Below are 25,071 nucleotides of genomic sequence, written 5' to 3'. Positions count from 1 at the left end.
TTTATATTAGGAGGAAAACACTTGGCAAAACAAACAGTTATCCATGAAGTTGGTAAGGTGCTAACCAAAAGACTTAGTGACCATAAGGTTGTTGCATCTTCTGTAACACAAATGACTCAGTTCGCCCAACAAGTCCAGCAAGACTTTTTAAAAGGTGGATGGGGAAATAGAGACCTCTATGTCATCAATTCAAGCAAAGAGGTTTCAGGTAATGTAAAAAATGCTTTCTTTGATCTTGATTTTATGGCAATGCAGCAAGGTGTAAAAATTGAAAACGAGACGATTTCTGTATGGGAAGATGAAAGTCTTACTGTAAGTGATTCTGGCACAGTCAAAATCGCGTATACACCTTTATCAAAAGTCTCACTTACAAATGAAGACGGAGACCAGCAAGAATTTGATGTTTCAGACAAAACAATTACTGTTCCTGAAACGTTTGCTGCTAAAGGGAACGCTGTAACAGCTCATTATCAAATTGAAGTCGATGCAGAAACAGTTGAAATTAGTGGTGAAAAATTCTCTGAGAACTATTACTTCGAAATTCACACACTTGAATACGATCCAAAAACATCAAAAATTTATAGTGATCTCTATATCCAGTTACCTAAAGTTAATTTCTCTGGTGAAGCAGACATGTCTTTAGAAGCTGGACAAGCCTATACACCTGAAATTGGATACCGAGCATTAGCTGATGACAACGGCAAGATCGGTACTTTTGCACGTGTTAAGCGTAACCCTGATGGAACAAAAGGAATTAAAACGGAACAAGAAGATGCGACATCGAATAGCAGTGTAGACATTGGAACAACGCAAGAAACAAAATAACGTTAGGAGTTTGATATCTTGGCACTTTTAAACAAAGACGGAGACATTTACACTTCAGCCAGAGACGATGGAACTGGTAAACCGATCACCGACATTCATCTCAAATCACAAGAAAAGCCTCTACAAGTTGACTTCCCTCAAACTGGTTTGGATGCTATCAAAGGGATTCAAGTACAGTCCCCTTCCGTAACCTTGAATGAAAGAGATCCAGGCTTCTCCTCTTTTAAGACGGATAAATTCACTGTTACTTCAACAGCTCAAAAAGTTACCGCAGGTATCACTGACAGAACATCACTTACTATTTACCCACCTGCAGAAGGCACAATTTACATAGGAAACTCAACTGTGACTGCTGATACAGGTATCCCATTGACAGCCGGTGACAAACCTTTTTCAGTTCCTGTCGCCGCTGGTAAAACACTTTATGTCTATGTGATCAATGACGGCACCGACAGAGACATAAGAGTATTTGAAGCTAAATAATTTGAGGGGATACATCCCCTCTCCTTTTTAAATAAAAGTCAGTTTTTAAACAGACTTAGGAGGTGGAGTTGTTGACAGAAACCGATGAAAATATTTTAAAAACCATTCCAGATAAAGCAACCTTTACATTCCACGAAGCAACAACTGCCCCGTCTGAAGGTGAAGAATTTGTAGTATCACATTATCGGGATATTACTGTTAAGATCTCTGGTTCCTCAACTTCAAGAGAAATAAAATTCTTTGCCGTAGATGAAAATGGTGAAAAGACAGAAATTGCTGGAACAAACAAAACTGATTTTCAATTAGGTACGGGGACATTGAATACAAATGAAAACTGGGATTTCGATATTGCGGGGGTTTTCAAATTCATGGTTGAGGTTGTTTCCGTAAATGGAGATATAACGATTAAAGGAATTGCGGTGAGTTAATGAGTAGCAGTAAATTTGTAGGTCAGCTCAAACAAAACAATGAGCAAATTAATAATCTTAAAGATCAATTTTTCAGAACTGAATCTCATATGTCAGATCATGAAAAACGCTTGAATGACAAAGTTGATGAGTTCATGGAAAAGCAGAATTTCGATTTGAAAATGCACATTCAAAACAATGAGAATCCACATCAAGTTACAAAAGAACAAATTGGATTATCAAATGTACTCAATGAAGAGCAGGCTACAAAAGTGAATTTTGATAGCCATCTTGACGATAAGAAAAATCCCCATTCAGTTACTAAAAGCCAAGTTGGTTTGTCTAAGGTTGATAACATTCAGCAAGCAGCGAAAATTGATTTTGACGCTCACGATGCAGACCTCGATCGACATATCACAAAGGATGAGCGCAGTTATTGGAACAGTTCCGATGCAAGGTCAAAGTCTTTTTTAGCTGACCATACTAACGATCAATCAAACCCACACAAGGTTACTGCTGAACAGGTTGGGCTTGGGAATGTAGACAATGTAAAACAAGCCGCTAAAAATGATTTTGATGATCATCTGAATGACACCAATGTTCATATCAGTAAGTCTGATCGGGATAAATGGAACGCTGCTCAACTTTTCAAGCTCACTGCCGATGATGGAAAGATAATCTACAAAGACAGTTCCGAAAAAACGGAATACAATGATTTAATTACCTCCGGGTTTTATTTAATCGCTAACCAAGGGCTTCACTCCCCTGCTAACTTGTCCAATGTATATTTGGTTGTCATGAATTATGGTGATACAATAGCCCAATTTGCTTTAGAAGCATATTACGGAACTCATAGTTATTTCCGATTTAGAAAGAGTGATTCAACTTGGACTTCATGGCAAACACATGAAACGACCGACGGAGCACAAACAAGAGCTACTGCCGCACTCAACTCAGCTAAAACCTATACCGATACCAAGCTTTCCTCTACGACATGGTACACTCCTACTTTACAAAACGGATGGGTTAATTACACTGATGCTAACTCTACAGATCAAACAGTGTTTAAAACTCGATACACAAAGGATGCAACAGGAACTGTTTTTGTAGAGGGCGCTATAGCAAAAGGAACGATTGGTTTTGGAGTGGCAGCATTCACCTTACCTGAAGGCTACAGACCTGGAAGAGCATTTCAGTGGGTCGGTGTGGCTTCTCAATCAGGAATGTCAGGTGTACCGCAAACTCACAGAGCGCTTATTGACACTGACGGAAAAGTTATTATAGAAAATAGCTCAAATACCTCCAAACCCAACGATTACATTAGTTTAGGCTTTAGTTTTAAAGCCGTGTAGGGAGAATATTATGATGCAAGTATACAAATATGACGAAAATTATATTTACGAATCCCCTGTTGTACTTGAAGACGGTAGTCCGCTTCCCAATAATTGCACACCTATTGCTCCTTCTGATGGTCTTTATATTCCAAAGTTCACCCCTAAAACAAAAAAGTGGGTGGAGTCTGCATCAGAAGAATACATTGACAGTTTAAAACCACTTGATCCCGAGCCATCTGAAGTAGAAAAGGTTAAAAAACAATTAAGTGACTTAACATATCAACTAATGATGGACGGTGTACTTTAAATGAATTGGTATGAACTTATAAAAGATTATTACAACGACGGTAATGGTGTGTGGGATGAATATCGTGTAGCACAAGCTGTAGTCAAAGGCAAAATTACACCAGAACAGTACGAAGAAATTGTTGGAAAGAAATATATTGAACCAACTACCTAAATATGATAATTTTAGGTTATGAAAATACTAAATTTTATAACATTAACCATTGCTTTAGTCATACTAGGAGGATGTTCATTTAACGAAGTTGATTCATCTGCTTTAGGCTATGGGAAAGGAAGCAGTAAAAAATACGAGCCGCTAATGATAGCGCACAGAGGCGCATCGGAAATTGAGCCAGAACATACCCTACTCTCCTATGAACGAGCAATAAAAGACAAAGCAGACTACATTGAAATTGATTTACGACAAACCAAAGACGGTCATCTAGTTGCAAACCATGACAAGACTGTTGATCGAACCACAAACGGTAAAGGAGAAGTTGAGGATCTTACACTAGATCAGATTAAAAAGCTACGTACTGGAAAAGGACAAAAGATATTAACGATTGAAGAAATCATTAAAAAGTTTGGACAAACAACAAATTATTATATCGAGACTAGAACAAACAGCAAAGGCAAATTGGTAATGGAGAAAAAGTTAATTGACACACTCTCTAAAAATAATCTAATCGCTAATAACAAAGTTGTTCTAGAATCATTCAGTGACAAAAGTCTAAAGAAATTACATAAGCTTGACAGCGATGTTCCTCTTGTTCAACTTTTAAAAGATAAAGACGTTAAGAATATGAGCAATTCAAAGCTAAATGAAATTAAGAAGTATTCTAACGTTGTTGGTCCTAATGCCAAATTGGTTGATAAAGATTTTGTTAAGATAGTCCACAATAACAATATGAAAGTACATGTGTTTTTTGATACTGATAAAGAAAGAACATTTACTTCCAAAATGCTGAAATTGAAAGTTGATGGACTATTTACAAATAATCCAGCTTATACAGAAAAAGTTCTAAAAGAAGATTATAAATAAAATACAAGTTTTATTTAGACACCTCTCCCCTATTGAGGTGTCTTTTTTAATGTGTGCAGAGGATATATAAGGAGGAAATGAGATGGCATCGAAAAAATTAAATCTTGGGTTAATCGAAGAAAGTGTAAGTAAATATGACAAGAAAGAACGAGTACAACTTACAGATGACGTTCATGTTTTTATTTACCCTTACTTCTCCCCTACCCGCTTAACCAAAATGCTTACTGAATTAATTACTGATCCACAAAATGCTCAAGAAAAAAACATTGACTTTAAAAGCATAAATCCTGTTCAATGGGGATTCTTTTCACTAATTAAAGAATTTACAGACTTGGGTATTCCAAGTGATATCAAAAACAAAGTTAAGTGGTTTGTTAAGCTTGTGGACTCTGAATTTTTCCCATTGATTATTAGTAGCTTCCCTGAAGAAAGTATGAAGAAATTTGGAGAAGCAACAAAGATGATGCAAGAGAATTTAGATAAACTTTCAAGTATATCTCCAGAAGAAATAAATGATCTCATTCTTAATAGGGTCGAAGAGATTGAAAATGAACAAGAGGCTGAATAATGGCCAAGAACATAAAAGAAATAGCAGCACTAATTGAATTTGCCGCAAAGCAAGCCGTTCAAAAGCAATCCAGCACAAAAAATACGATGATTAAAACGGGTCAAGAGCATGTGCAATCTGATGTATATGACACATACGACCCTCTTGCATATGAACGTACGTCTCTTTTGAAGGACTCCTTCGTCATTCAAAACGAATCTAACGGAATTTCATTAGACAATACTCGTGAAGACAACGGTAAGGATGTTGCCACGGTTGTTGAGACTGGTCAAGGATATACGTATCCAGATAAATACGGTTATGGTTATGGAAAACCTCGCCCATTTATGAAGAATACCGCTGAATCGTTAAAAGATGGACGATTAGTTGCTGCTATGAAAAAAGATTTAAATACAAGTGGTATTAAAACAGAATAACGGTGGTGTATTAATGGCCAGAGAAATAAAACAAAACATGATGCGCTCTAGAGCCGAAAAGTTGCCCGAAGTCACGGATGAAATGTGGGGTCAGGTTGATGACGAGCATAGAAGCTTAACTCAAGAGTTTCTTGATGCCCACTCATTCCGAGATAAAACCAGGAAGCAATACAACTCCTCTCTTCGTCAGTTCTTCTGGTGGGTGCATAATTCCTTGAATGGGAAGAAGCTTTACAAAATATCCAAAAGGGATTTCATCAGATATCAAAGCTTCCTGAAAAATAGAGGGATGTCTTCAAGTGGAATAGCTTTAAAAAAGGCTGGAGTATCTTCTTTAAATAACTACATTGAAAATGTTGTTGCTGAAGATGACGATAATTACAAATCATTCAGGAACTTCACAAGAGGTCTCCCTGCCATCCCTAAAACAACCACGTATGAAAAAGTAAAGGTTACTTACGATGAATACAGAACAATGATGAAAGTGCTTGAAGAAGATAAAAACTATTTGGGGATGGCTTGGTTAGCTACTGCCTTTAATGTAGGTGCCAGAAGAGCTGAAATCATTCAGTTTAAAACCGAAATCCTGAATTATGAGATACCTGAAGGTCAATCTTATGTCATGGCTCACAAAGTTCTTGGAAAAGGTAAAGGCGAAGGAAAACCCCTCGACTACATGATTAACACAGAAGCTCTGGAATATTTGAAGCTTTGGCATGAACAACGGGGATATGACCATGAATATTTATTTACTACACAGTACGGTGGCCAACCAAGACAAATGTCAGAGGGTTGGGCTGACTATTTTTGCTCTGATGTTCTTTCTGATATCCTCGGTCGCCGCATTAACCCTCACCTCTTTAAGGCCTCCTGTATTACTTACCTTCTTGAAGTCAAGAAAATTAAGATTGAGCTCGTGAGTAAATATGTTGCACAGCATAATGACGTGTCTACAACAATTAAGCATTACGACCTTCGTGATTTTAAAGAAGAAAAGAATCAAATCTTCTCGTAAACATTATGAGTCTCTTCAATCCTCACCAAAGTTCAATTGAGAATATGCAACAGCAAATTAATGAATTGAACGAAGCTGTTGCTGAATTAACTAGGCTGCTTGATACTAAAGCAGCTAAGAATCAATTCGGGTCTAAACAGATTGATGAATCCAAGATCAGTGACGGTAAAGTTCTTGTTTACAATGCAAGCACCGGTAAACTTGAATACGGAAAGATTAAGAAAAGCTTGTTGGGAGACATATCAATTGATTTGCTTTAGCGACACTTTTTATGAAATCCCTCTTTTATGCAGAATCAAAATCCTTCGATTGAGGGGTTTTGCTTATGGATAAAACCTTAAACTTATTTCCATATTTGACGATAATATGGAGAGGTGAAAAATATGAATAAGACCATACTTAAACACAATTTAGTACAGATGGATAGTCGTGACCTAATCAAATATATACAAAAGGAATTCCCCCACTCAGGCGAACCTTACTCAGAACAAAAACGCAAATTTCAAATCCTGAAATCACTTAATTCATCAGATTTAACTTTAGCTATTTCTCGTATGACTCGAATTGAAGCATCCTTCGATCATACAAAAATGTGGACAGTTGGAAGTGTGCTCATAGGAACATGCTTACTATCTCTCAGAATTATGTTTAGTTTTAATTTGCTTTGGTATATTCTAATCGCAACATCCATTTGCCTTCTCCTACTTTTCATTGTACGAAAGGATAGGGATATTGTTATTACTGCAACATATTTTAAAGAGTTACTCGAGCAGATTAAGTCCGAAAAAGGAAAGTGACTCTCCCCTTTGTTGGTTCTACACTTTTGGAAATCATGGTATAATGTAGGAAAATAATACTGGTGGTGGTTGGATGATCTGGGCAATAGTTATTTTATTGATCATTGCTGCTTTTTTTATAATTGGAGACTTTGGAACAGACAAACAGAAAGAAATTGAGAAAAAAAAGTTGGTTGAAATTGAAACTGCCGGGAACTTCCCTGCTCAGTACAAGGGCATTTTAAATCCAGATAAAACAACAAAACTTACATTGGTTGAACCAGAAGATAAATTTGCAATCCATATGTTCAATCAAAATGGAGAGCTAGAAGAAAAAATTATACCCTTTGAAAAAATCATTGAAGCTGAGGTTTCAATTGATGATAACACAGTTACAAAAGTGTCCAAAGGAAGTCAAATAGCAGGTGCTGTTGTTGGTGGGTTAGCAGCAGGAAGTATTGGAGCATTAGTTGGTGGGTTATCTTCTAATAAGACAGAAACAAAGTACTTCAAAAAAATTGATTTAAAATTAAAGCTCGATGATTTCTCCTCCCCTATTTACAGATTTGATTTTCTGCCAAGCAAAGATGAATTTGGCCTAGAAAATGTAAAAGGGTTTAAACAGGATGATCCAAAAGTTAAAGATGCATTATCAAAGGCTGAAATATGGCAAGGGATTATGGAGATAGCAATACGGAAAGCAAACAAAGTCGCTCAATAATGAGTGGCTTTTTTATATGCCCTAAAAATCACTCTCCCCTATTCGAAAGGATGTGACCTATATTTGAGTCAAAATTTAAAGATCATACTCACACCTAAAGCTGATACTTCTTCAAAAACTGTCGAACAGTTAAATCAGCAAATTAAATCTCTAGAGAAAAAGCTTCGTTCCCTCAATTTAAAGACCAATATTGATGCCTCTGCTTTAAAGACTCTCAACGATTTCTCCTCTGCAGTTGACACTTATCAAAAACATCTCAAATCCTTCAATCAAACAGTTAAAGAAACCACAACGGTTACCAGAAATGCCGATGGCACTGTCGAAAAGCTGACGCAGCAATATAAGAAAAATGGCGAAATCATTCAGCGAGAAACAAAGACCATAGACAATCGTAATCAATCATTACGTGAACAAACGCAAGAAGTTAACAGGCTTGCTCAAGCGACAGAAAAGCTTGGTCAGGCACAGAAGAAAACAGAGCAAAAGAATGCTCAAGGACAAACGACGAGGGTTACTCAAAAGAACCGCAATGGCTTTGACGATATTACCTATACAACTGACCCAAAAACAAACGCTACAACGGCAAAAGTTACAACGAATTATGATCAGCAACGAAAAGCTATTGAACAATTAAAGCTGGATTTAGAAAAACTTAGACAGCAAGGAATTGTAACTGACACCACCCTCTCTTCCCTTGGACGGAAATTAAATACTGCTCAAACAGCACAACAAATTGAAGCATTACAAAACAGAATTAAAATGCTCGATGATAAGTCTGCTGCTGTGGCTAAAAATAATGAACTCCGAAAAACTATTGAGCTTTATCAACGCCAAGCGCAGGTAAACGCACAAAACCTTAATACGCGTTATGGCGATACGATGGGCGCTGGAAATAGACAAGCTATCCAAGAGTACCTCAATGCAGTTAATAGCCTTAATGTAAGTGCCGGCGGAAGCAATATCAGAGCTCAAATGCAAAGCTTGAACATGCAATACAGGGAATTGGCTTCAAATGCGCAAGCAGCAGCTAGTCAAGCCTCGTCTTTTGGTGCGGAGCTAACGCAAGCTTTCAAAAGTATGTCTACATATTTAATCTCTGGTTCTTTGTTCTACGGCGCTATATCTGGACTCAAGGAAATGGTATCTCAGGCTGTTGAAATTGATACTCTAATGACAAACATCAGACGTGTGATGAATGAGCCTGATTATAAGTACAATGAGCTACTCGAGGAATCAATAAACCTAGGAGACACCCTTTCAAACAAGATCACTGACATACTCCAAATGACTGGCGATTTCGGGCGAATGGGGTTCGATGAAAGTGAACTGTCCACTCTAACAAAAACCGCTCAGGTACTTCAAAACGTCTCTGACTTGACTCCTGACGACACAGTTAACACTTTAACTGCCGCAATGTTAAACTTCAATATTGCAGCTAATGATTCTATTTCAGTCGCAGATAAGCTAAATGAAGTAGATAACAACTATGCTGTAACCACTCTTGATCTAGCCAACTCAATTCGAAAAGCAGGAAGTACTGCTTCTACTTTTGGTGTTGAATTAAATGATTTAATTGGATACACTACAGCAATTGGAAGTACCACTCGTGAATCAGGAAACATTGTTGGTAACTCATTAAAGACGATTTTCGCACGAATTGGAAACAATGATAGCTCAATTAAAGCCTTAGAACAGATCGGAATTTCTGTAAAGACTGCGGGTGGAGAAGCTAAGTCAGCAAGTGACCTTATCGGCGAAGTTGCAGAAAAATGGGACACTCTGAGTGATGCTCAAAAGCAAAATACCTCAATAGGCGTAGCCGGTATCTATCAGCTTTCAAGATTTAATGCAATGATGAATAATTTCTCTATTGCCCAGAATGCCGCAACGACTGCCGCTAATTCCGCTGGGAGTGCATGGAGCGAGCAACAGAAATACGCAGACAGCTTACAGGCAAGATTAAACAGGTTGTCAAATGCATTTACAGAAATGTCGGTTGCCTCAAGTGAAGCTTTCATATCAGATAGCATTGTTGTTTTTGCAGATGCGCTTAAAGGTTTAATGCAAATAAGTGCCCAAATAACTAAATCAGTTGGACTTCTTCCCCAAGTTATAGGAGCCGCTACAGCTGCAGTTATGCTTTTCAACACTTCCCTCCGTACAAGTGCACTTACTTCAGGAATGACAATGGGAGCCACTCTTAAGAATTTAGCGCTCAACTTTAATGCTGTAACTGTAGGTGTAACTACTGCGTCTGCCAAAACAGTTATTTGGAATAGAATTGTAACTGCGTTTAGTACGTCCCTAGCCGGGCTTAAAAAAGTAGCAATGACTACTGGAGCATTCTTAGCGGGTAGTTTTCTTCCAATGGCTGCAATGGTTGGTCTTGGGGTAGTAATTGAAAAACTTATATCATCTTATTCAAAGCTAAAACAAGCTAAAGAGGATTTTGAGCAATCAAAGTCTACAAGTATTGAAGCAATTACAACGAATAAAGATGAAACTGACAAACTAATAAGTCAATATCAAGACCTTCAAAAAGCTAAGGAATCAGGCTCTTTATCACCTGAAAAAGAACAAGAATATCTACAAGTAACACAACAATTAGCACAAACATTTCCTATGCTGGTTTCTGGTTATGATTCTCAGGGCAATGCTATTATTAAAAACAATGAGGCATTAAAGGATGCCATTAAGTACACCGAAGACTTAGCCAAATTAAACAAAGAAGATATCAAAACAAGTACTAAAAGTGATTTCAAAGACCAGCTCAAAGAATTTGACAAATTAAGAGAACAGATCAATCAGTACGAGAAAATGGCAAATACGTACTCAAAAGGTAAATCTGTTTGGTCTTTCCTGGAGAATCCTTTCTCTAGTGATGATGATTACAAAAATGCAGGTGTTAAGGCAGAACAAGAAGCCAAAAGACTGGGTCAAAGTCTATCTGGTGTTCAAATTGAAATAAGGGAACAAGTTCAGAAAACAGTTGACGCTTATAACTCAATAAAAATTGACCCAAACATAAAGAAAGACATTAACGATGCATTTAGCAAAATTGATTTTACTAAGCTCAGTGCTGATGAACTAACCTCCTTTTCTAAAACTGTTTCTAATGACTTGGTAAGAATACAAGAAGCACTGAATTCTGGTGATAAAGACGGATTTGCTTCCGCATCTAAGAGCCTCGAAGAACTCGTCAATCAATACATGACTGGCGAAAACAAAAATAATGGCTTGGTTCTCTCTTATGACAATTTAAAAGAAGCCATTGACTCTACAAATGATTCAGCAAAAACTGCAAAAGTAACCTGGGATGAAAATGGTGAAGGTGTAGATGCATTAGGTGAGCAAGTCGGGAATTTATCTGACAAGCTCAAAGAGGCTAAAGGTGATTTTGAAGCAATTAAAGGAATCATCGATGACTTAGTTGAATCGAAGCAAAATGATGCTGCTATATCTGCTATTCAAAATGAAGCTTATGACACTATGTCTGACAGCATCTCCCCTTTAAATAACCTCCTTGAAAAAATGTCTGAAGGTAAAAGCATATCTGCAACAGAAGCCATGAAGCTTATTCAGAAAGAACATGATCTTGCTGATGCAATTTCAGTTGAAAATGGTGTTGTAAAAATCAACAGAAACGCAGTTGTTAAGCTTCGAGATACCAAACTCAAAGCTTACAATGATATGCAACAATCTGTAAGACAAGATTTAATTAATCAAGCTAATGCATTAAATAAAAAGATTAACATGTATAAGTCTGAAGTTCAGGCTATCAAGACTGTTCAAGACGCTTATAAAATGAAGTCTGAGCTTGAAGACAACAAGAAAAAGATATACGACGAACTAAAAAAAGGGAACAGTGGTGCGCTGCAGTTCCTACCGAAAACACAGGATGATTTAAACCAGGTCACTGATATCACCGATCAGCTTAAAGAGCTTGATAAACTAGCCGATTTGGCTTCAACTTCCCTTTCCGAAACAGGAACATCTCTTGACGACCTTTCTTCTTCAAGCGATAAAGCCTCTGAGGAAATTAAAACATCTATGTATGTGGCTGATAAATACAAGGAAGCTCTGGAGAAAGTCAACGCTGAAGTTGAAAAGTACAATAAGCAGGTAAACGATTATCCAAAGTATTCTCAAAGTTATCGAAATGCCCTGCAAAAAGAAATTAAAGCTCTCCAACAAAAGAAAAAGCTTATGCAGGAGCAAGCCAAACTCCTCAAGGACCAAATTAAGTCAGGGAACATTGCACAATACGGTATAGTTACCTCTTCCCTTTCCTCTGGTTCATCTTCTGGTGGCTCTTATTCTTCCGGTGGCGGGTCTTACTCCGGTAAATACTCCAGTTACATTAATTCTGCCGCAAGTAAATATGGTGTTGATCCAGCGCTAATTGCAGCTGTGATTCAGCAAGAATCAGGATTCAATGCAAGAGCTCGTTCTGGAGCCGGCGCTGCTGGTTTGATGCAGTTGATGCCATCCACAGCTAAGAGTTTAGGTGTAAACAATGTTTATGATCCTTATCAGAGCATTATGGGTGGCACGAAATATTTAGCCCAACAACTAAGTAAATTTGGTGGCAATGTTGAGAAAGCACTTGCTGCTTATAACGCAGGGCCTGGTAATGTAATTAAATATGGTGGCGTCCCTCCTTTCAAGGAAACACAGAATTATGTTCAGAAGATCATGTCCAACTACACCAAGTCAATGACTTCTGCTAATTCATCCGTTGCAAGCTACTATCTGAAGAACAGTTCATTTAGAATAAGTTCTAAATATAATGCGCAAGATGGCGCTTACCGATCCACCCCACATAAAGGGACAGATTTTGCCGCAAAAGCCGGTACTGCAATTAAGTCTTTGCAAAGTGGTAAAGTTCAAGTAGCTGGTTATAGTAAAACTGCCGGTAACTGGGTTGTCATTCAGCAGGATGACGGAAAAGTTGCTAAGTATATGCATATGCTTGATACCCCTTCTGTTAAAGCCGGTCAAACTGTTAAAGCTGGCCAGACCATTGGTAAAGTTGGCAGTACGGGTAATTCAACAGGAAATCACCTTCATCTTCAAATTGAGGAAAACGGAAAGACTATTGACCCCGAGAAGTATTTAAAAGGTGTCGGTACATCTATTTCAGATGCATCCCAAGCCGAAGCAGAACGACAACAGGCAATAGCGCAAGCTAAATCCGACCTCCTCTCCCTCCAAGGTGATATTGACTCAGTAAACGATCAGATACAAGAGCTCAGATATGAGATCGTTCAATCGAAACTTGATGAATATGACAAGCGTATTGGTGATTTCGATGTAAGAATCGCAAAAGACAAGGCGCTCGCTAGTCATTATCTGAGCGACAGTAAAGAATTCCGCAAGTATACAAATGATCAGAAAAAAGCTTTAACTGAACAGCAAAAGATTCAGAGTCAGAAGGTTTCTTTTATTGAAAAAGAAATCAAAACAAACAAAACTCTGAATGCCGCTCAAAGAGCACAGCTTGCTGAGGAATTAAAACAAGCTAAGATTGATCTCATCAATTTTCAAGAAGAAGTAAGAGAACTTCGAGGACAGCTCATTCAGTCTGAGGTTGATCAAACGCTTAACGGTATTGAGAAATCAACCAAGAAAACTGAATCTAAGCTTAAAGATGTTAGCAACAAAATATCCATGACCGAGGAAGATAAAGACAAGGTTAAGTATTATAGCCAACAGATTAAGCTTATTCAGCAGCAACAGACTGAAGCGAAGAAGTATATCAAACAGTTGGAAGCACAAAAGAAAGCTGCTAAAGGGTTCCCGGATATTCAGAAACAAATTACTGAAGAGATCGAGAACTGGAAAGACAAGCAGAAGGATTACAATCTGGAGCTTTACAACACAAAGAAATCAATCAAAGATGTATACAAATCTCTTGCTGATGAAGTTGTCTCTATCTATAAAGAGATGTACGAAAAGATGCGTGACATTGAATTAAAAGCGCACCAAAAAGCAACACAAGACTTGATTGATGAGATCGATAAAACTGATGATGAGGCTAAATACCAAAAAGAGCTCAAAGAAAAGAATCAGGCTATTCAGGAAACCAAAGATAAGCTAAATAAACTGTCTCTCGATGACTCAGATGAAGCAAAATCACAGGTTAAAGACTTAGAAAAGCAGCTTCAAGAACAGCAAGAAGCATTAGATGAGTTTCTTAAAGATCGTGAAAACAGTAAACGAAAAGAATCGTTACAAGATCAGCTTCAAAAAGATGAAGATTCAATTAACAAGAAATACGATGATCTCGTTAATGATGAGCGTGGGTTTAAGGAACTTGAGAAAAAGCTAATGGATGGGAAGATTACTGATATTGCTAAGCAACTGAATGAATTCTCTAAGTTCATTAACAGCAATATGGAGTCCATAGGGAAAAGCATCTCCAATAACCTTATCGATAAGCTTAAAGAAGCCTCCAATGCCCTGAATACTGTGACCAAAGGTAATAAAACTGGGAAAAAGGTATCCTCTTTTGCATCGGGTGGATATACAGGTACAGGACTGGGCGCAGGTAAACTCGCTTTCCTTCATGATAAAGAACTTATCCTTAATAAAACTGATACTGCAAACATCTTGGATACAGTAAAAGCTGTACGTGAGAACAATACTCCAAGTGAAGAGACGCCTAAATGGGGTCAAGATGGGAAATTAGCAGCCTTGATTAACAAAGGAATCACCACTATTCCATCAATAATTCCGAATATTAATCAATCAAGTCTTTCTAATAGTTTGATACCGAGCATTCAAAACCTCTCTTCCCCACCAGACGCAGCTAAGTCAGTAAATGGCACTATAAACAACAATGATTTTAAAGTTGAATTCACCATTAACGAATCAGGAAATCCTCAGAAAACAGCTGATTTTGTATTCAATAAATTTGCAAATGGTCTTAAAAACAAGGGCATAAATTTCAACAACTCATGAGCCAGTAAATATGCTGGCTCTTCTTATTTTTGAGGTGATAAAAATTGATTAGAGAAAGCCTCTATTTTTTATTTAATGACGAAAAATCAAGTGACTATGGAGTCACAAATGTTAATACTGATTCAGGCTTGGTTGAAGAACCGTTTTTAGGCTCAAGAACAGTTAATGAAACTTATGTAAAGGGTCGGCCTGAACCCTACACTGAAGGTGTTAAACAGGAACCTAAGCAATTCCCATTGAATTTTTATCTCGGTGATCACTTTGATGAAAAGAATGTACGAGCAATTAAACGTTGGTTAAGTGTAGAGGATTACAAGCCTTTTGCGTTTAGCCAAAACCTTGATATCGTTTATTATGCAATGCCTGTAGATACATCTGATTTGGTTCATAATGCCGCTCGTAATGGCTACGTCCGGTTAACTATGAAATGCAACTCCCCTTACGCTTATAGCCGAAATGCAATCACTCATACATTTGGTATATCCTCCGGCTCTGAAATTGTTGAGTTGCATAATAAAGGCGATGTAAACATCTTCCCCTCTTTAGAAATATTGAAAACTGGCGATGGTGACATAAAAATCGAAAATCTCAGCGATTTCTCTGAACCATTCATATTCAGCAACTTAAAAGATAAGGAACTCTTAAAAATTAATGGCGAAAAAGAAATCATTGAATCCAATCTTTATGGGAATGAACGCTATGATGACTTTAATGACCAGTACTTGAGAATGGGCTTCGGAAGAAACAGATTAAAGGTTACAGGCAATTGTAAATTAAGATTTTCATTTAGATACAAGTATTTGTAGGAGGGGTTAGACATTTGATTACAATTCGTAAAGACACGGAAATTAAAGATATTCGTCTTTCCCTAGCTAAACCAAATAAAACAAAGATCGCAAATATTGATGAAGTAATCAATCCTATGGTAACGCTCAATCATGGCAGTAATGTACACGAATTAACATTCTCAATCCCTTTAACTGCTACTTACGATGGTGTAAATAAACGGAACCATGTTGTTGATCTATTGAGACCTTGGTACTTAATAAAATCAGAATTTTATGGGCTTACAATCTGGTTTACAGTAGTCAAGAAAACCAAATCATACAGCAATGATATGGACACTATCCAGGTTGAATGCAAATCACTTCAATATGTACTTTCTAAGCAAGGTGTCATTAAGTATGAAGAAACTTCGAAAAATCTTAAAGAGGTCGCTACCGACTGTCTAAAAAATACTGAATGGTCTATCGGTTTTATTGATCCCCTCTTCAATTTAAAATACAGACAGTTTGATATTTCTTCTTCAAACAAGCTTGATTTTATGTATTCGATTTGTGAGAAATTCGAAGCGATTCCTGTTTTCAATACAATTGACTGTACTGTTGATTTTTACAAAGAATCTGATGTGTCTAAATATAAGGGACTCAAAATAACCCCTGCCCAATATATGATTTCCCTGGATGACATTGAGGATATGGATGATGTCGTTACAAGGATTTACGCTACAGGTAAAGATGGATTAAGCATCAACTCCGTAAATCCAACTGGGCAATCATACATAGACGATTTTTCATACTTCCTCTACCCTTTCCAGCGTGATCAGGAGCGAAATGTGATTCAAAGAAGCAATTACATGTCTGATGCACTTTGTCATGCAATTTTAGATTACAACGACCTGGTTAATAATGAAGGTAGCTCATTCTATAAACTTTTAGAAGAGAAAAAGAAAGCCGAGGAAAAAGAAACGTCATCGAATAATGCCTTATATACGTTGCAGCTTGATTTCCAAAAGATATTGGACAGGATTACAGTTGCAAGTAAAGCCGGCGATGATACTACTGATCTAATAAAGCAAAGAGATGCTAAATCAAAAGAAGTTGAATCAAAAAAAGAAGAAATTAAAGCAATACAAGCTTCTATTACACAAATTTCAACACAGATTACCGCCCTTAAAGATAAACTGTCTTTTGAAAAGAACTTCAGCACTGATCTCCAGAAAGAACTTTCAAAATACATTATTACAGCCGAATGGTCGAACGACAGTATCTTTGATGAGAATGAATTATATGACGCTACAAATGAAGAGCTTGAAAATCGAAATGCTCCTGCAGTTAATTTGGCATTGAGTTTAGTTAACTTTTTCAATTGCATTAGTGAAAAACATAACTGGGACAGGTTTTCTCTTGGAGATATCGTAAGGGTACAACAAAAAAGCTTCTATACCGATGTAAAAGCAACAATAACCGCTATTTCGATTGATTTTGAACAGTCTAGCTTGAGCGTTACAATTTCAAACGGTAAACGAGCTTCATCGGATTTTGAAAACATGCTGAAAACTGTTTATCGAACAAATAAAATCAGCACTGAGACAAACAAAAGGAAAATCAAGTACGATGAGGTTACTGAAAACTTTAATCGACGTAATGACAGGATTGCTGTTAAACCAGCCTCCCCCATTATTGCAAAGGACGGAACTGCTATTTCACATACGACCAATGATGACGGTTCTGTTGATGTGACTTTCCAATGGGACTATGTTGAATCAGACGAAGATCAATACAATATTGATGGTTTTGAAATTTATCTGCATGGAAGCAACAAAAATGAAGAGTATGTTTTCGGCTCAAAGATGGCAAGTGAAGACCTGAAGAATGTAAAGTATGACAAACGAGCTGCTACATTTACAGGACTCCCCTCCAATATGTACTACACCATTGGCATTCAAGCCTATCGACGAGTTGATGCAGACATAGAGATAACTCAGTTTATTGGATCTGACATTGTAAAATCTCTTCATACAAACGAAAATCCTTACCTCCCCTCTAATTCCGTTGAAGTGAAAGGAAGTCTCGATGGAAAAGTTAACGGACTTTATACAATATCTACAGAGACAAAGCCTATTGCGCCAGAAGCGGGAACGATTTGGATCGATCCAAAGACTAATAAACAAGAGCTTTTTAATGGCGAAGAGTGGATTGTGTCTTCTGCGGGATCGGCTGATTCATTAAATGGTTACACGACTTCAACGCTATCCACGCCTAATACAATACCTGTACGTAATGACCAAGGAATCATTATAGGTTCCATAGATGGCAACGCTGAGTTTCTTGGGGGTAAACTACACTCAGAATATGCGCTATCCTCTGATGTTCCTCAGATGGCTAAAGGAACGTATGTGGGTGATGGAACAATTAGTAAACAAATATTGCTGCCTTTCACTCCAACACATATGAAAGTGTGGCCAGTGTCTTCCAATGATTCAATGCTATTAATTGATGAGACAGGGGGTTATATGTATCAGGTAAATGAAATGGGAATATCGCTAATTGGCGGAAACTCTACCTACGGAAGCATAAATGAATTAGGATTTATAACAGGCTCAGACAGTAATCAAAGAGGGAATAAATTAAACATCAAGTATATATGGGAAGCATATAGGCATGTAAACTAAACAGGCGCTATTGGTTACGTCTTTTTGTTTTAAAGCCCACTTTATTTATATATATTAGATTCCTTTTCAATCATTAAGAAATCGTCGATAACCTCAGTCTTTACTCCCCTATTTTTCTACTACAACATCAGGCAAATGAAATTCTTTTGATTCAGTCTTATGCTTTGTCCAAACACTGCTAATATTATGTTCTTTACACATTTGGTAGGCTTCTTCACCTAAACACTCTTTAGTTTTTTGCAGGTTTCTCACTTTTTCACCTTTGATATTGTTATCCTTCCATCCTTTGAAATAAATCTTCTCTCCATCTTCATAGGATGGACGATTCAATTCAGCTATTTCATGAATTGCAACTCTTGAATTAACATTAACCCTTTCAGGAATCTGGATATTTAATTCATCGAAAAAGTACTTTGGTTTAAAAGGATTATTCGGATCGTACTGTAATCCTAAAATCTCAACTAAAGCCTTGTACTGGTCTCTTTCAATGGAAGTTTTTATATCATAATCAGTACTTACGGACACGGAAAGGCAAAACAATTCAGAACGTATACCGATTAAAAGTTTATATGGTTCAATATCAGCTAAGAATATCGATTTAAAAAGTTTTCCGTTTTTTCTAAAATCAAACTTCACACGTTCCAAATTGTTTTCTTTCATATTCTGATGAAGAATTTCTAATCCATCTAGTTTCATGGCCATCTCCTTTTTTGATGTTTATCATTCAATTTTAATGTTCTATGGACTATTTTTCCACTAAACAGATGACTTTTAAATAAAATTCTTCTTTTATGCAAAGACTTGACCGTTTTCATACGATAATACCCCTTTTTTACTTAAAAATACCTTGTAAATTATATACCATTTTACCACTTGATCCCATAGTAGAAATTGTGTCATGATGGATTTTGGTATATAAAGTGTTTAACAGAAAGAGTGAGGGGATCAGCAATGAGTGACAAAAAATATGAATCTATACACTGGTTTGCGTCAGTACTAGCGTTTTTATTAATAATTTTGAATAGCTTTTTTATAAAAATTGAGGGTGTAACTGTTGGTATTGCGATTGTATACATAGTGATCATGGGAATTGTTAGGAGCAAATGGAAAAAAGCTTAGAGAGAAAAGACTGCAGAGTTTAGAAGAGAGAGTCGCGCACTTGGAAGAATTGCTCAAATCAATTACACAATAAGAAAGGACGGTGAATTTAGTTTGGATTTTCCTCAGCTCTATAACGACCCTACCCTTTCTCAAAAAAGGAAGGGTTCAATCGATGACCCTTATTTAAGCTATAGTGAAACTTTAACTGTTTACAATGGTCGAGTCTTACTTACAGAAGTACCTAACCGTGAGTACAGAGTCGAGGTTAGTGGTGACAGTAAAGAATGGCGAGAAATTGAAGATGGTGAATTAGAAGACAACTACTTTAAGGTTGATTACCTTATGGGAGTTGTCTTTTTCAATGGTTCAAATGAAGGCAAATCACTTACTTTTACATATCAAGGAGAAGGTGCATCCTTCTTCCCTGCCTCAAGAATTTGGATTAAACGGCAAGGAAATATGGTCATTGAAACACTTCAAGGCTTAATTGATGATGCTGAAGATGCCATTATTCGTATCAACGAACGTATTGCTGAATGTGAACGTGTCACCAAGCGATGTGTTGAAATAACAAATTGGTGCAGACAAGCAACATCAGATTATGAGTATGTAGTTGAGAACACTAGGAAGATTTACTTGCCGTTTGTGTACACCTATCAGGATTTATTAAGCACTTATCCTTCCCCTCAAATTGGTTGGACTGTCACTGTAAAAGAAACAGGCATTGAATATCGATGGGATGGTTTTGACTGGATAAATATTAGCGTCTCAGATAAGTATGATGGTTTCAACATTGTTTCTAGCTATGTAGAGCCTTACAACATCAGGTCAGTATGGTTGAGAACGAACAATGCTCCCAAAAAGATGAGGATAAAACCTTCTGTAGAACCCCCTGACGGAAGTATGGTTTGGATTAGAAAAGGATAAGGAGGAGTATATATTGAACGACAACTTAATTCCCGTAAACACAATGGGTTATATGGACGAAGAAACAGAGCAATGGATACCCATTGATGCTATAGGGTTAAAATCAAATAATATTAGATATACTGCAGACGATATTCAAGAGGCTTTTGATAAAGCTTCTAAGGATATTAAAAACGTAATAAGTACAGTCGATTCTGGCTTAACAGATATCACAAACACTATTGGAGACATTTCAAAAATCCCTGCATCCGGTGCAACAATTGTTGATAAAGTCCTAAATGAATTTATCAGACGAAGTGTCAATGTTCAGGATTTTGGAGCTAAAGGTGATGGTGTTACTGATGACACTGAAGCTTTCAAAACTGCCTTTGCAAGTGGAAAACGAGAGGTTTTTGTTCCGGCAGGGATTTACATGGTTCAAGGATTGCATATCCCCTCTTATGTCAGACTTTACGGTGTTGGGTCAGGGTCTATTATCAAGCTTCACCCAACTGCTGCCGGAACATCTTGTGTGTTAACCAATAGCGACTACACAAACGGAAACGAATATATCTTAATTGAAGACTTAGACCTCGATTGGAATTTAGACAAAAAGGATAACACCATTACAAACGGCACAAATGCAAACTGTGTGGGCATTGTTAACTCTAAATTTGTTCGAGTTAGAAACGTCAATGCTCGAAATCCAGGCGTACACGGTTTTGATGTAAGCTCCCCTGTTTGGAATTCTTCTTCCGATGGAGCAGATCATTATCAGCCAAACGGAAGCAAATATGTTTGGATTGAAAATTGTACTGCAACTAATTATGGTGATGATGGCTTCACAACTCACTATTCTGATTACATCTTCTTCACTAACTGTTATGCTTATGACGCTAATGGATCCGCACATAGTAAAGGAGCTTCAAATTCAAACGGCTTTGAAATTGATGATGGCTCTAAAAACGTGTGGCTTGTGAACTGTTATAGTCGAAAAAATTGCAGGGGTTTTGAAGTCAAAGCTCACAACAGAGCACCTGCAGCAAGAAACGTAAACTTAATAAACTGCTATTCCGAAAATGATATCCGCGCTTTCGACTTTAGACATATTGGCTTCCACCTAGCCTCCGAAAAAATCTCCACAAGTGCATTTGACATTAATGTTGTTAACTGCACTGCACAACATCCTATTTTCAGTGACCTTTATCAAGGTTTAAATCCTCGCGCACTTGTTGTTTCCGCTTATAGAAATGTCAACGTATCAAACTTCAATGCAATTGGTGACCCGACATATGATTACAAGAATACTACAGTAATCTCTACTCAATATAAGAGCAAAAATATTAATCTAAGCAACATTACTGTTTCAGGGTTTACAACAGCAAGTAACGATATCTATGTAATTGGCGGAGCTCAAAAATCAGACAATGTAAACATCTCGAATGTAGCCATTAACCAGTCTGCTTTAGTGGGTATTTCTGTGGGAAGTAGAGTTGACTCAGTCAATATCAATAACGTTAATATGACGGGAACAAACAAAGCAGGTTCAATAGGTATTTACTGCACTAACTCACAAGCCAATATTAGCGCTGCAATGTGCGAACAATATGCTACCCCCAGTAAAATTGCCGGAAAAGCCTACACGTTTATCCCGAATAACTTCAAGGGCGGTCTACGCGGGGCTACGACTTCTGGCTATGCTAAAACAAATACTAGTGCAGTATTAGCTTCATCGGGTGAACCTCAAGCTCTTGGAGATGCCACTTTAGTTGGAGCCACTACCGGAGGATGCGTTGCAAAGGGAACAAGAACCAACGTTTTTGGCTCATCAGGCGGAAGCTCTGTAGACGGATCTCGTAGCGGCGTTTACAACTCCAATGATTCTCATATCGAGGGGCAAAATGTATCACGTGAAATCCACGCTTCTGGCGGTGTAAAACTTGGTGAAAATGATCGCTATATGGTGGTTGGCGGATACGGCGCTACTCCATCCAGAGCAAATATTAAATGGATGCTAAACTCCATGAATGGGGATATAACATCTGCAGGAAAGATGAATGGCGGAGCCACCTTTAGTGATTACGCTGAGTATTTTGAAAGCCTTGACGGAAAAGCAATTCCGACAGGAACAATTGTCACTCTTGAAGGAGCTAAAATTCGCCCAGCGAGAAAAGGTGAAGATGTACACGGAGTAATCTCCGAAACTGCAGGAACTATTTTAGGCGGAGCTGATATTCACTGGCAAGGTAGATATTTAAAGAATGAGTTCGGTGGATACATATATGAAGATGTGGTCAACCCAGAAACCGGTGATGTTAAGAAACTGCCTAAAGTAAACCCTGAGTGGATTGAAAAAATAGATTACGTCCCTCGTGAAGAACGGCCTGAATGGAATATAGTAGGATTGCTTGGACAGGTTTATGTGAAGGTGGACAGCACCGTTTCTGTTGGAGATCGGATTGAAGGCAATTATGGCATCGGCACAAAAACAGAAGACAGGTTTTACTCTTGGAAGACTATGGAGATTGTAACCCCATATTCAGACAAGCTTGGCTATGGCATTGCCATCTGCTTAATTAAGTAATCCCTCAAAATTAAAGGAGGTGGTTATGTTCTAGTTAAAATATAAATTTTATTCAATTTACAACATCCAAAAACAGAGATAACAAGAGCATACGTAAGATAAAGAGAGATTGGGATTTGTCCCCTTCTCTCTTTTTTGTGCTCAAATTTAATTTTAGGAGAGATGTTTAATATGGCTATTCAAGCGAGACAAATGTTAGTATCCCCAGAAAAATATTCAATCAAAGGTCCCTATGCTATGACAGCTGAGTATATTACTTTCCACAATACAGCAAACGACGCAAGCGCAAATAATGAGATCAGTTATATGAGAAATAATAATGAAACAGTATCATATCACTTCGCTGTAGACGATAAAGAGGTAGTTCAAGGACTCCCAACAAACCGAAATGCTTTTCATTGTGGTGATGGTGAATACGGGACTGGAAACCGCAAGTCAATCGGTGTTGAAGTTTGCTACTCCAAGTCGGGTGGAGAACGCTATAGAAAAGCTGAAGCGTTGGCTATTAAGTTTATTGCACAACTCCTTAAAGAACGTGGCTGGGGCGTAGATCGAGTTAAAAAGCATCAAGACTGGTCTGGCAAGTATTGCCCGCATCGAGTTCTTGATGAAGGACGTTGGAATGCTGTTAAAGCTGCTATTACTGCTGAATTGAAAGCACTCGGCGGAAATACTTCTTCCTCATCTTCAAAGCCAACAAAAGTCGTTAAAACAAATGGTTCTTATGTTAAGAACACAGTTATCGCTGACAGTCTTAATGTGAGAACCCAACGCAATGCAAACTCCTCTATTGTACTCGCTCTTCCTAAAGGCTCCACTGTCCAATATCAAAAGGGATCAACTCAAAACGGTTGGGGATATATCAAATATACAAACTCCAAAGGTGCTACATACAGCGGATACGTAAATGTGAAATACATTAAAAGCGATGCTGAGCTTGGACAATCAGCCCCAAAGCCTAAATCCACTTCTAAGCCTAAAAGCAGTGGTATCAAATCTGTAGGCAAAATTAAAATTGTCGGTGTAAAAAGCGCTGCAATCGTAATGGACAGACCTGATAAAAACAAAGCACAGAATCTCGGCACTGTGAAGCTAGGTGATACCGTCAACATTTCTGGCTCAGTGAAAGGTTCGAACAATGCTAAGGGTTATTGGGAAGTTATCTACAAAGGTAGACGTGGCTACATCTCTGGACAGTTCGGGTCAAAAATCTAAATATATTTAAAAATCTTTGAGGATTGTTGTTGATCGAGGTATATCAATGATTATCCTCTTATTTTAGGAGGTGATGTAATGTCACCTTTCTATTTTATCAAAGGTTGGTGACAAATGGATAACTTTGAGCAAAGCACCATTTCAAGATTAAGTGCACTTGAAGAAAAAGCTAAGCACACTGATAACAAAATTGACTCTCTTGAAGAAAGAACAAATGTTATTGGTCGTATTGCTACGCTTGTTGAGCAGCAAGTCGAAATTAATAAGGATTCTCAAGCACAATCGAGAGAACAATTCAGCACTCTGAACGAAATGAGCAACAGTTTAAAAAATCTGAGTAAATCATATGAAAAACTGGACAATCGAGTTGAAATATTGGAACGCTCTGATTCTACTCGCAAAATTGATCCCTCTCAGTTTACTAAAGACCTTGTGTTTAAGGTACTGCCCAGTGTAATTGCGACTATTGTCGCAGCCTGGTTACTCATACATTTTGGGCTTAAATAAAATGAACAGGAGCGAATTTCATGACTAAAATTAACTGGAAAGTAAGACTTAAAAAGAAAACATTCCTGGTTGCAATCTTCTCTGCAACTCTTTTGTTTGCACAAGCAATTGCATCAGCTTTTGGATACGATATTTCTGTGTTTAGTGATGATCTCACTGAGAAATTTAATGCACTGCTGACATTTTTAACTGCCATGGGAATTGTGGTGGATCCAACCACTACAGGTATCTCAGATAGTGATCAAGCAATGGAATACACAGAACCAAAATAACTCGGGGGATTTCATCTCCCCCTTTTTTTCTTTTTTAATTAAGAAAGGAATGATTGTTGGTCATGCAAATAGGATCTGGATATATCGGGAGTCCAATGCTTGAGAAGTCAAAGTCTAACCATGAAGTAATCCCTTCCCCACCTGATACATGGACGATTAAATATTCTTTCTATAAGTTCAGCTTTTTAAATGATCAG

21 protein-coding genes are annotated in these 25,071 nt (G+C 37.6%); 20 read left to right on the top strand and 1 reads right to left on the bottom strand.

The genetic code is table 11. From position 1 onward, the window contains the following. The first annotated feature begins 21 nt into the window (after nucleotides 1-21). The 15 genes from NYE62_RS09035 to NYE62_RS08965 all read left to right on the top strand — a co-directional run bounded on the left by NYE62_RS09035 (nucleotide 22) and on the right by NYE62_RS08965 (nucleotide 18,289). The gene (locus NYE62_RS09035; protein ID WP_328200128.1) at nucleotides 22-825 is read left to right on the top strand and encodes a hypothetical protein; all 804 of its coding nucleotides are present in this window, start codon (nucleotides 22-24) and stop codon (nucleotides 823-825) included. An 18-nt stretch (nucleotides 826-843) separates the two neighbouring features. After that, complete coding sequence (locus NYE62_RS09030; RefSeq protein ID WP_342497394.1) at nucleotides 844-1,308, top strand: hypothetical protein; 465 nt, start codon at nucleotides 844-846, stop codon at nucleotides 1,306-1,308. Between the two features lie 71 nt (nucleotides 1,309-1,379). After that, on the top strand, nucleotides 1,380-1,736 hold the full coding sequence (locus NYE62_RS09025; protein WP_095353070.1) for a hypothetical protein: 357 nt from the start codon (nucleotides 1,380-1,382) through the stop codon (nucleotides 1,734-1,736). Beyond that, a complete protein-coding gene (locus NYE62_RS09020) occupies nucleotides 1,736-3,067 on the top strand; it encodes a pyocin knob domain-containing protein (protein ID WP_342497393.1) in 1,332 nt (443 codons plus the stop codon). The genes NYE62_RS09025 and NYE62_RS09020 overlap by 1 nt, the downstream gene beginning before the upstream one ends. A gap of 13 nt (nucleotides 3,068-3,080) precedes the next feature. After that, a complete protein-coding gene (locus tag NYE62_RS09015; protein ID WP_079891477.1) occupies nucleotides 3,081-3,356 on the top strand; it encodes a hypothetical protein in 276 nt (91 codons plus the stop codon). Further along, nucleotides 3,357-3,509: an XkdX family protein gene (locus NYE62_RS09010; RefSeq protein WP_014470095.1), complete on the top strand. Its 153-nt coding sequence runs from the start codon at nucleotides 3,357-3,359 to the stop codon at nucleotides 3,507-3,509. It begins immediately after the preceding gene. A gap of 18 nt (nucleotides 3,510-3,527) precedes the next feature. Next, nucleotides 3,528-4,376 (top strand): glycerophosphodiester phosphodiesterase family protein, encoded by an 849-nt coding sequence (locus tag NYE62_RS09005; RefSeq protein WP_342497392.1) that lies wholly within the window; start codon nucleotides 3,528-3,530, stop codon nucleotides 4,374-4,376. A gap of 82 nt (nucleotides 4,377-4,458) precedes the next feature. Beyond that, entirely contained in the window at nucleotides 4,459-4,944 is a 486-nt protein-coding gene (locus NYE62_RS09000) for a hypothetical protein (protein ID WP_069007075.1), read from the top strand. Next, nucleotides 4,944-5,360 carry a hypothetical protein gene (locus NYE62_RS08995; RefSeq protein WP_095353064.1) on the top strand — a complete coding sequence of 139 codons (417 nt, stop codon included), beginning with the start codon at nucleotides 4,944-4,946 and terminating at the stop codon, nucleotides 5,358-5,360. The genes NYE62_RS09000 and NYE62_RS08995 overlap by 1 nt, the downstream gene beginning before the upstream one ends. 13 nt (nucleotides 5,361-5,373) lie before the next feature. Continuing rightward, the gene (locus NYE62_RS08990; protein ID WP_014472041.1) at nucleotides 5,374-6,375 is read left to right on the top strand and encodes a site-specific integrase; all 1,002 of its coding nucleotides are present in this window, start codon (nucleotides 5,374-5,376) and stop codon (nucleotides 6,373-6,375) included. Nucleotides 6,376-6,419: 44 nt separating this feature from the next. After that, nucleotides 6,420-6,635 carry a hypothetical protein gene (locus NYE62_RS08985; protein WP_342497391.1) on the top strand — a complete coding sequence of 72 codons (216 nt, stop codon included), beginning with the start codon at nucleotides 6,420-6,422 and terminating at the stop codon, nucleotides 6,633-6,635. Nucleotides 6,636-7,245: 610 nt separating this feature from the next. Continuing rightward, the gene (locus NYE62_RS08980) at nucleotides 7,246-7,872 is read left to right on the top strand and encodes a hypothetical protein (protein WP_095353061.1); all 627 of its coding nucleotides are present in this window, start codon (nucleotides 7,246-7,248) and stop codon (nucleotides 7,870-7,872) included. Nucleotides 7,873-7,935: 63 nt separating this feature from the next. After that, nucleotides 7,936-14,835, top strand: a complete 6,900-nt coding sequence (locus NYE62_RS08975; RefSeq protein ID WP_342497390.1) for a phage tail tape measure protein — start codon at nucleotides 7,936-7,938, stop codon at nucleotides 14,833-14,835. A 44-nt stretch (nucleotides 14,836-14,879) separates the two neighbouring features. Beyond that, the gene (locus tag NYE62_RS08970; protein ID WP_342497389.1) at nucleotides 14,880-15,641 is read left to right on the top strand and encodes a phage tail domain-containing protein; all 762 of its coding nucleotides are present in this window, start codon (nucleotides 14,880-14,882) and stop codon (nucleotides 15,639-15,641) included. Between the two features lie 14 nt (nucleotides 15,642-15,655). Further along, nucleotides 15,656-18,289, top strand: a complete 2,634-nt coding sequence (locus NYE62_RS08965; RefSeq protein ID WP_342497388.1) for a phage tail protein — start codon at nucleotides 15,656-15,658, stop codon at nucleotides 18,287-18,289. 108 nt (nucleotides 18,290-18,397) lie between these two features. Here NYE62_RS08965 and NYE62_RS08960 read toward each other — a convergent pair whose 3' ends face one another. Beyond that, entirely contained in the window at nucleotides 18,398-18,985 is a 588-nt protein-coding gene (locus tag NYE62_RS08960; RefSeq protein ID WP_069007067.1) for a DUF6037 family protein, read from the bottom strand. Nucleotides 18,986-19,501: 516 nt separating this feature from the next. On the opposite strand from NYE62_RS08960, the gene NYE62_RS08955 reads away from it, so the two are divergent. The 5 genes from NYE62_RS08955 to NYE62_RS08935 all read left to right on the top strand — a co-directional run bounded on the left by NYE62_RS08955 (nucleotide 19,502) and on the right by NYE62_RS08935 (nucleotide 24,874). Continuing rightward, nucleotides 19,502-20,317 carry a hypothetical protein gene (locus NYE62_RS08955; RefSeq protein ID WP_020954192.1) on the top strand — a complete coding sequence of 272 codons (816 nt, stop codon included), beginning with the start codon at nucleotides 19,502-19,504 and terminating at the stop codon, nucleotides 20,315-20,317. A gap of 13 nt (nucleotides 20,318-20,330) precedes the next feature. Then, nucleotides 20,331-22,880 (top strand): peptidase G2 autoproteolytic cleavage domain-containing protein, encoded by a 2,550-nt coding sequence (locus NYE62_RS08950; protein ID WP_342497387.1) that lies wholly within the window; start codon nucleotides 20,331-20,333, stop codon nucleotides 22,878-22,880. A gap of 171 nt (nucleotides 22,881-23,051) precedes the next feature. Then, the gene (locus tag NYE62_RS08945) at nucleotides 23,052-24,095 is read left to right on the top strand and encodes an N-acetylmuramoyl-L-alanine amidase family protein (RefSeq protein ID WP_342497386.1); all 1,044 of its coding nucleotides are present in this window, start codon (nucleotides 23,052-23,054) and stop codon (nucleotides 24,093-24,095) included. 114 nt (nucleotides 24,096-24,209) lie between these two features. Then, nucleotides 24,210-24,602, top strand: a complete 393-nt coding sequence (locus NYE62_RS08940; protein WP_014417852.1) for a hypothetical protein — start codon at nucleotides 24,210-24,212, stop codon at nucleotides 24,600-24,602. Between the two features lie 20 nt (nucleotides 24,603-24,622). After that, nucleotides 24,623-24,874 (top strand): phage holin, encoded by a 252-nt coding sequence (locus tag NYE62_RS08935; protein ID WP_014417851.1) that lies wholly within the window; start codon nucleotides 24,623-24,625, stop codon nucleotides 24,872-24,874. Nucleotides 24,875-25,071: the final 197 nt, after the last annotated feature.

It is taken from the genome of Bacillus sp. FSL K6-2861 (genome assembly GCF_038630725.1).
GTDB lineage: Bacteria > Bacillota > Bacilli > Bacillales > Bacillaceae > Bacillus > Bacillus velezensis.
This window is presented reverse-complemented; position numbering and strand designations above follow the sequence as displayed.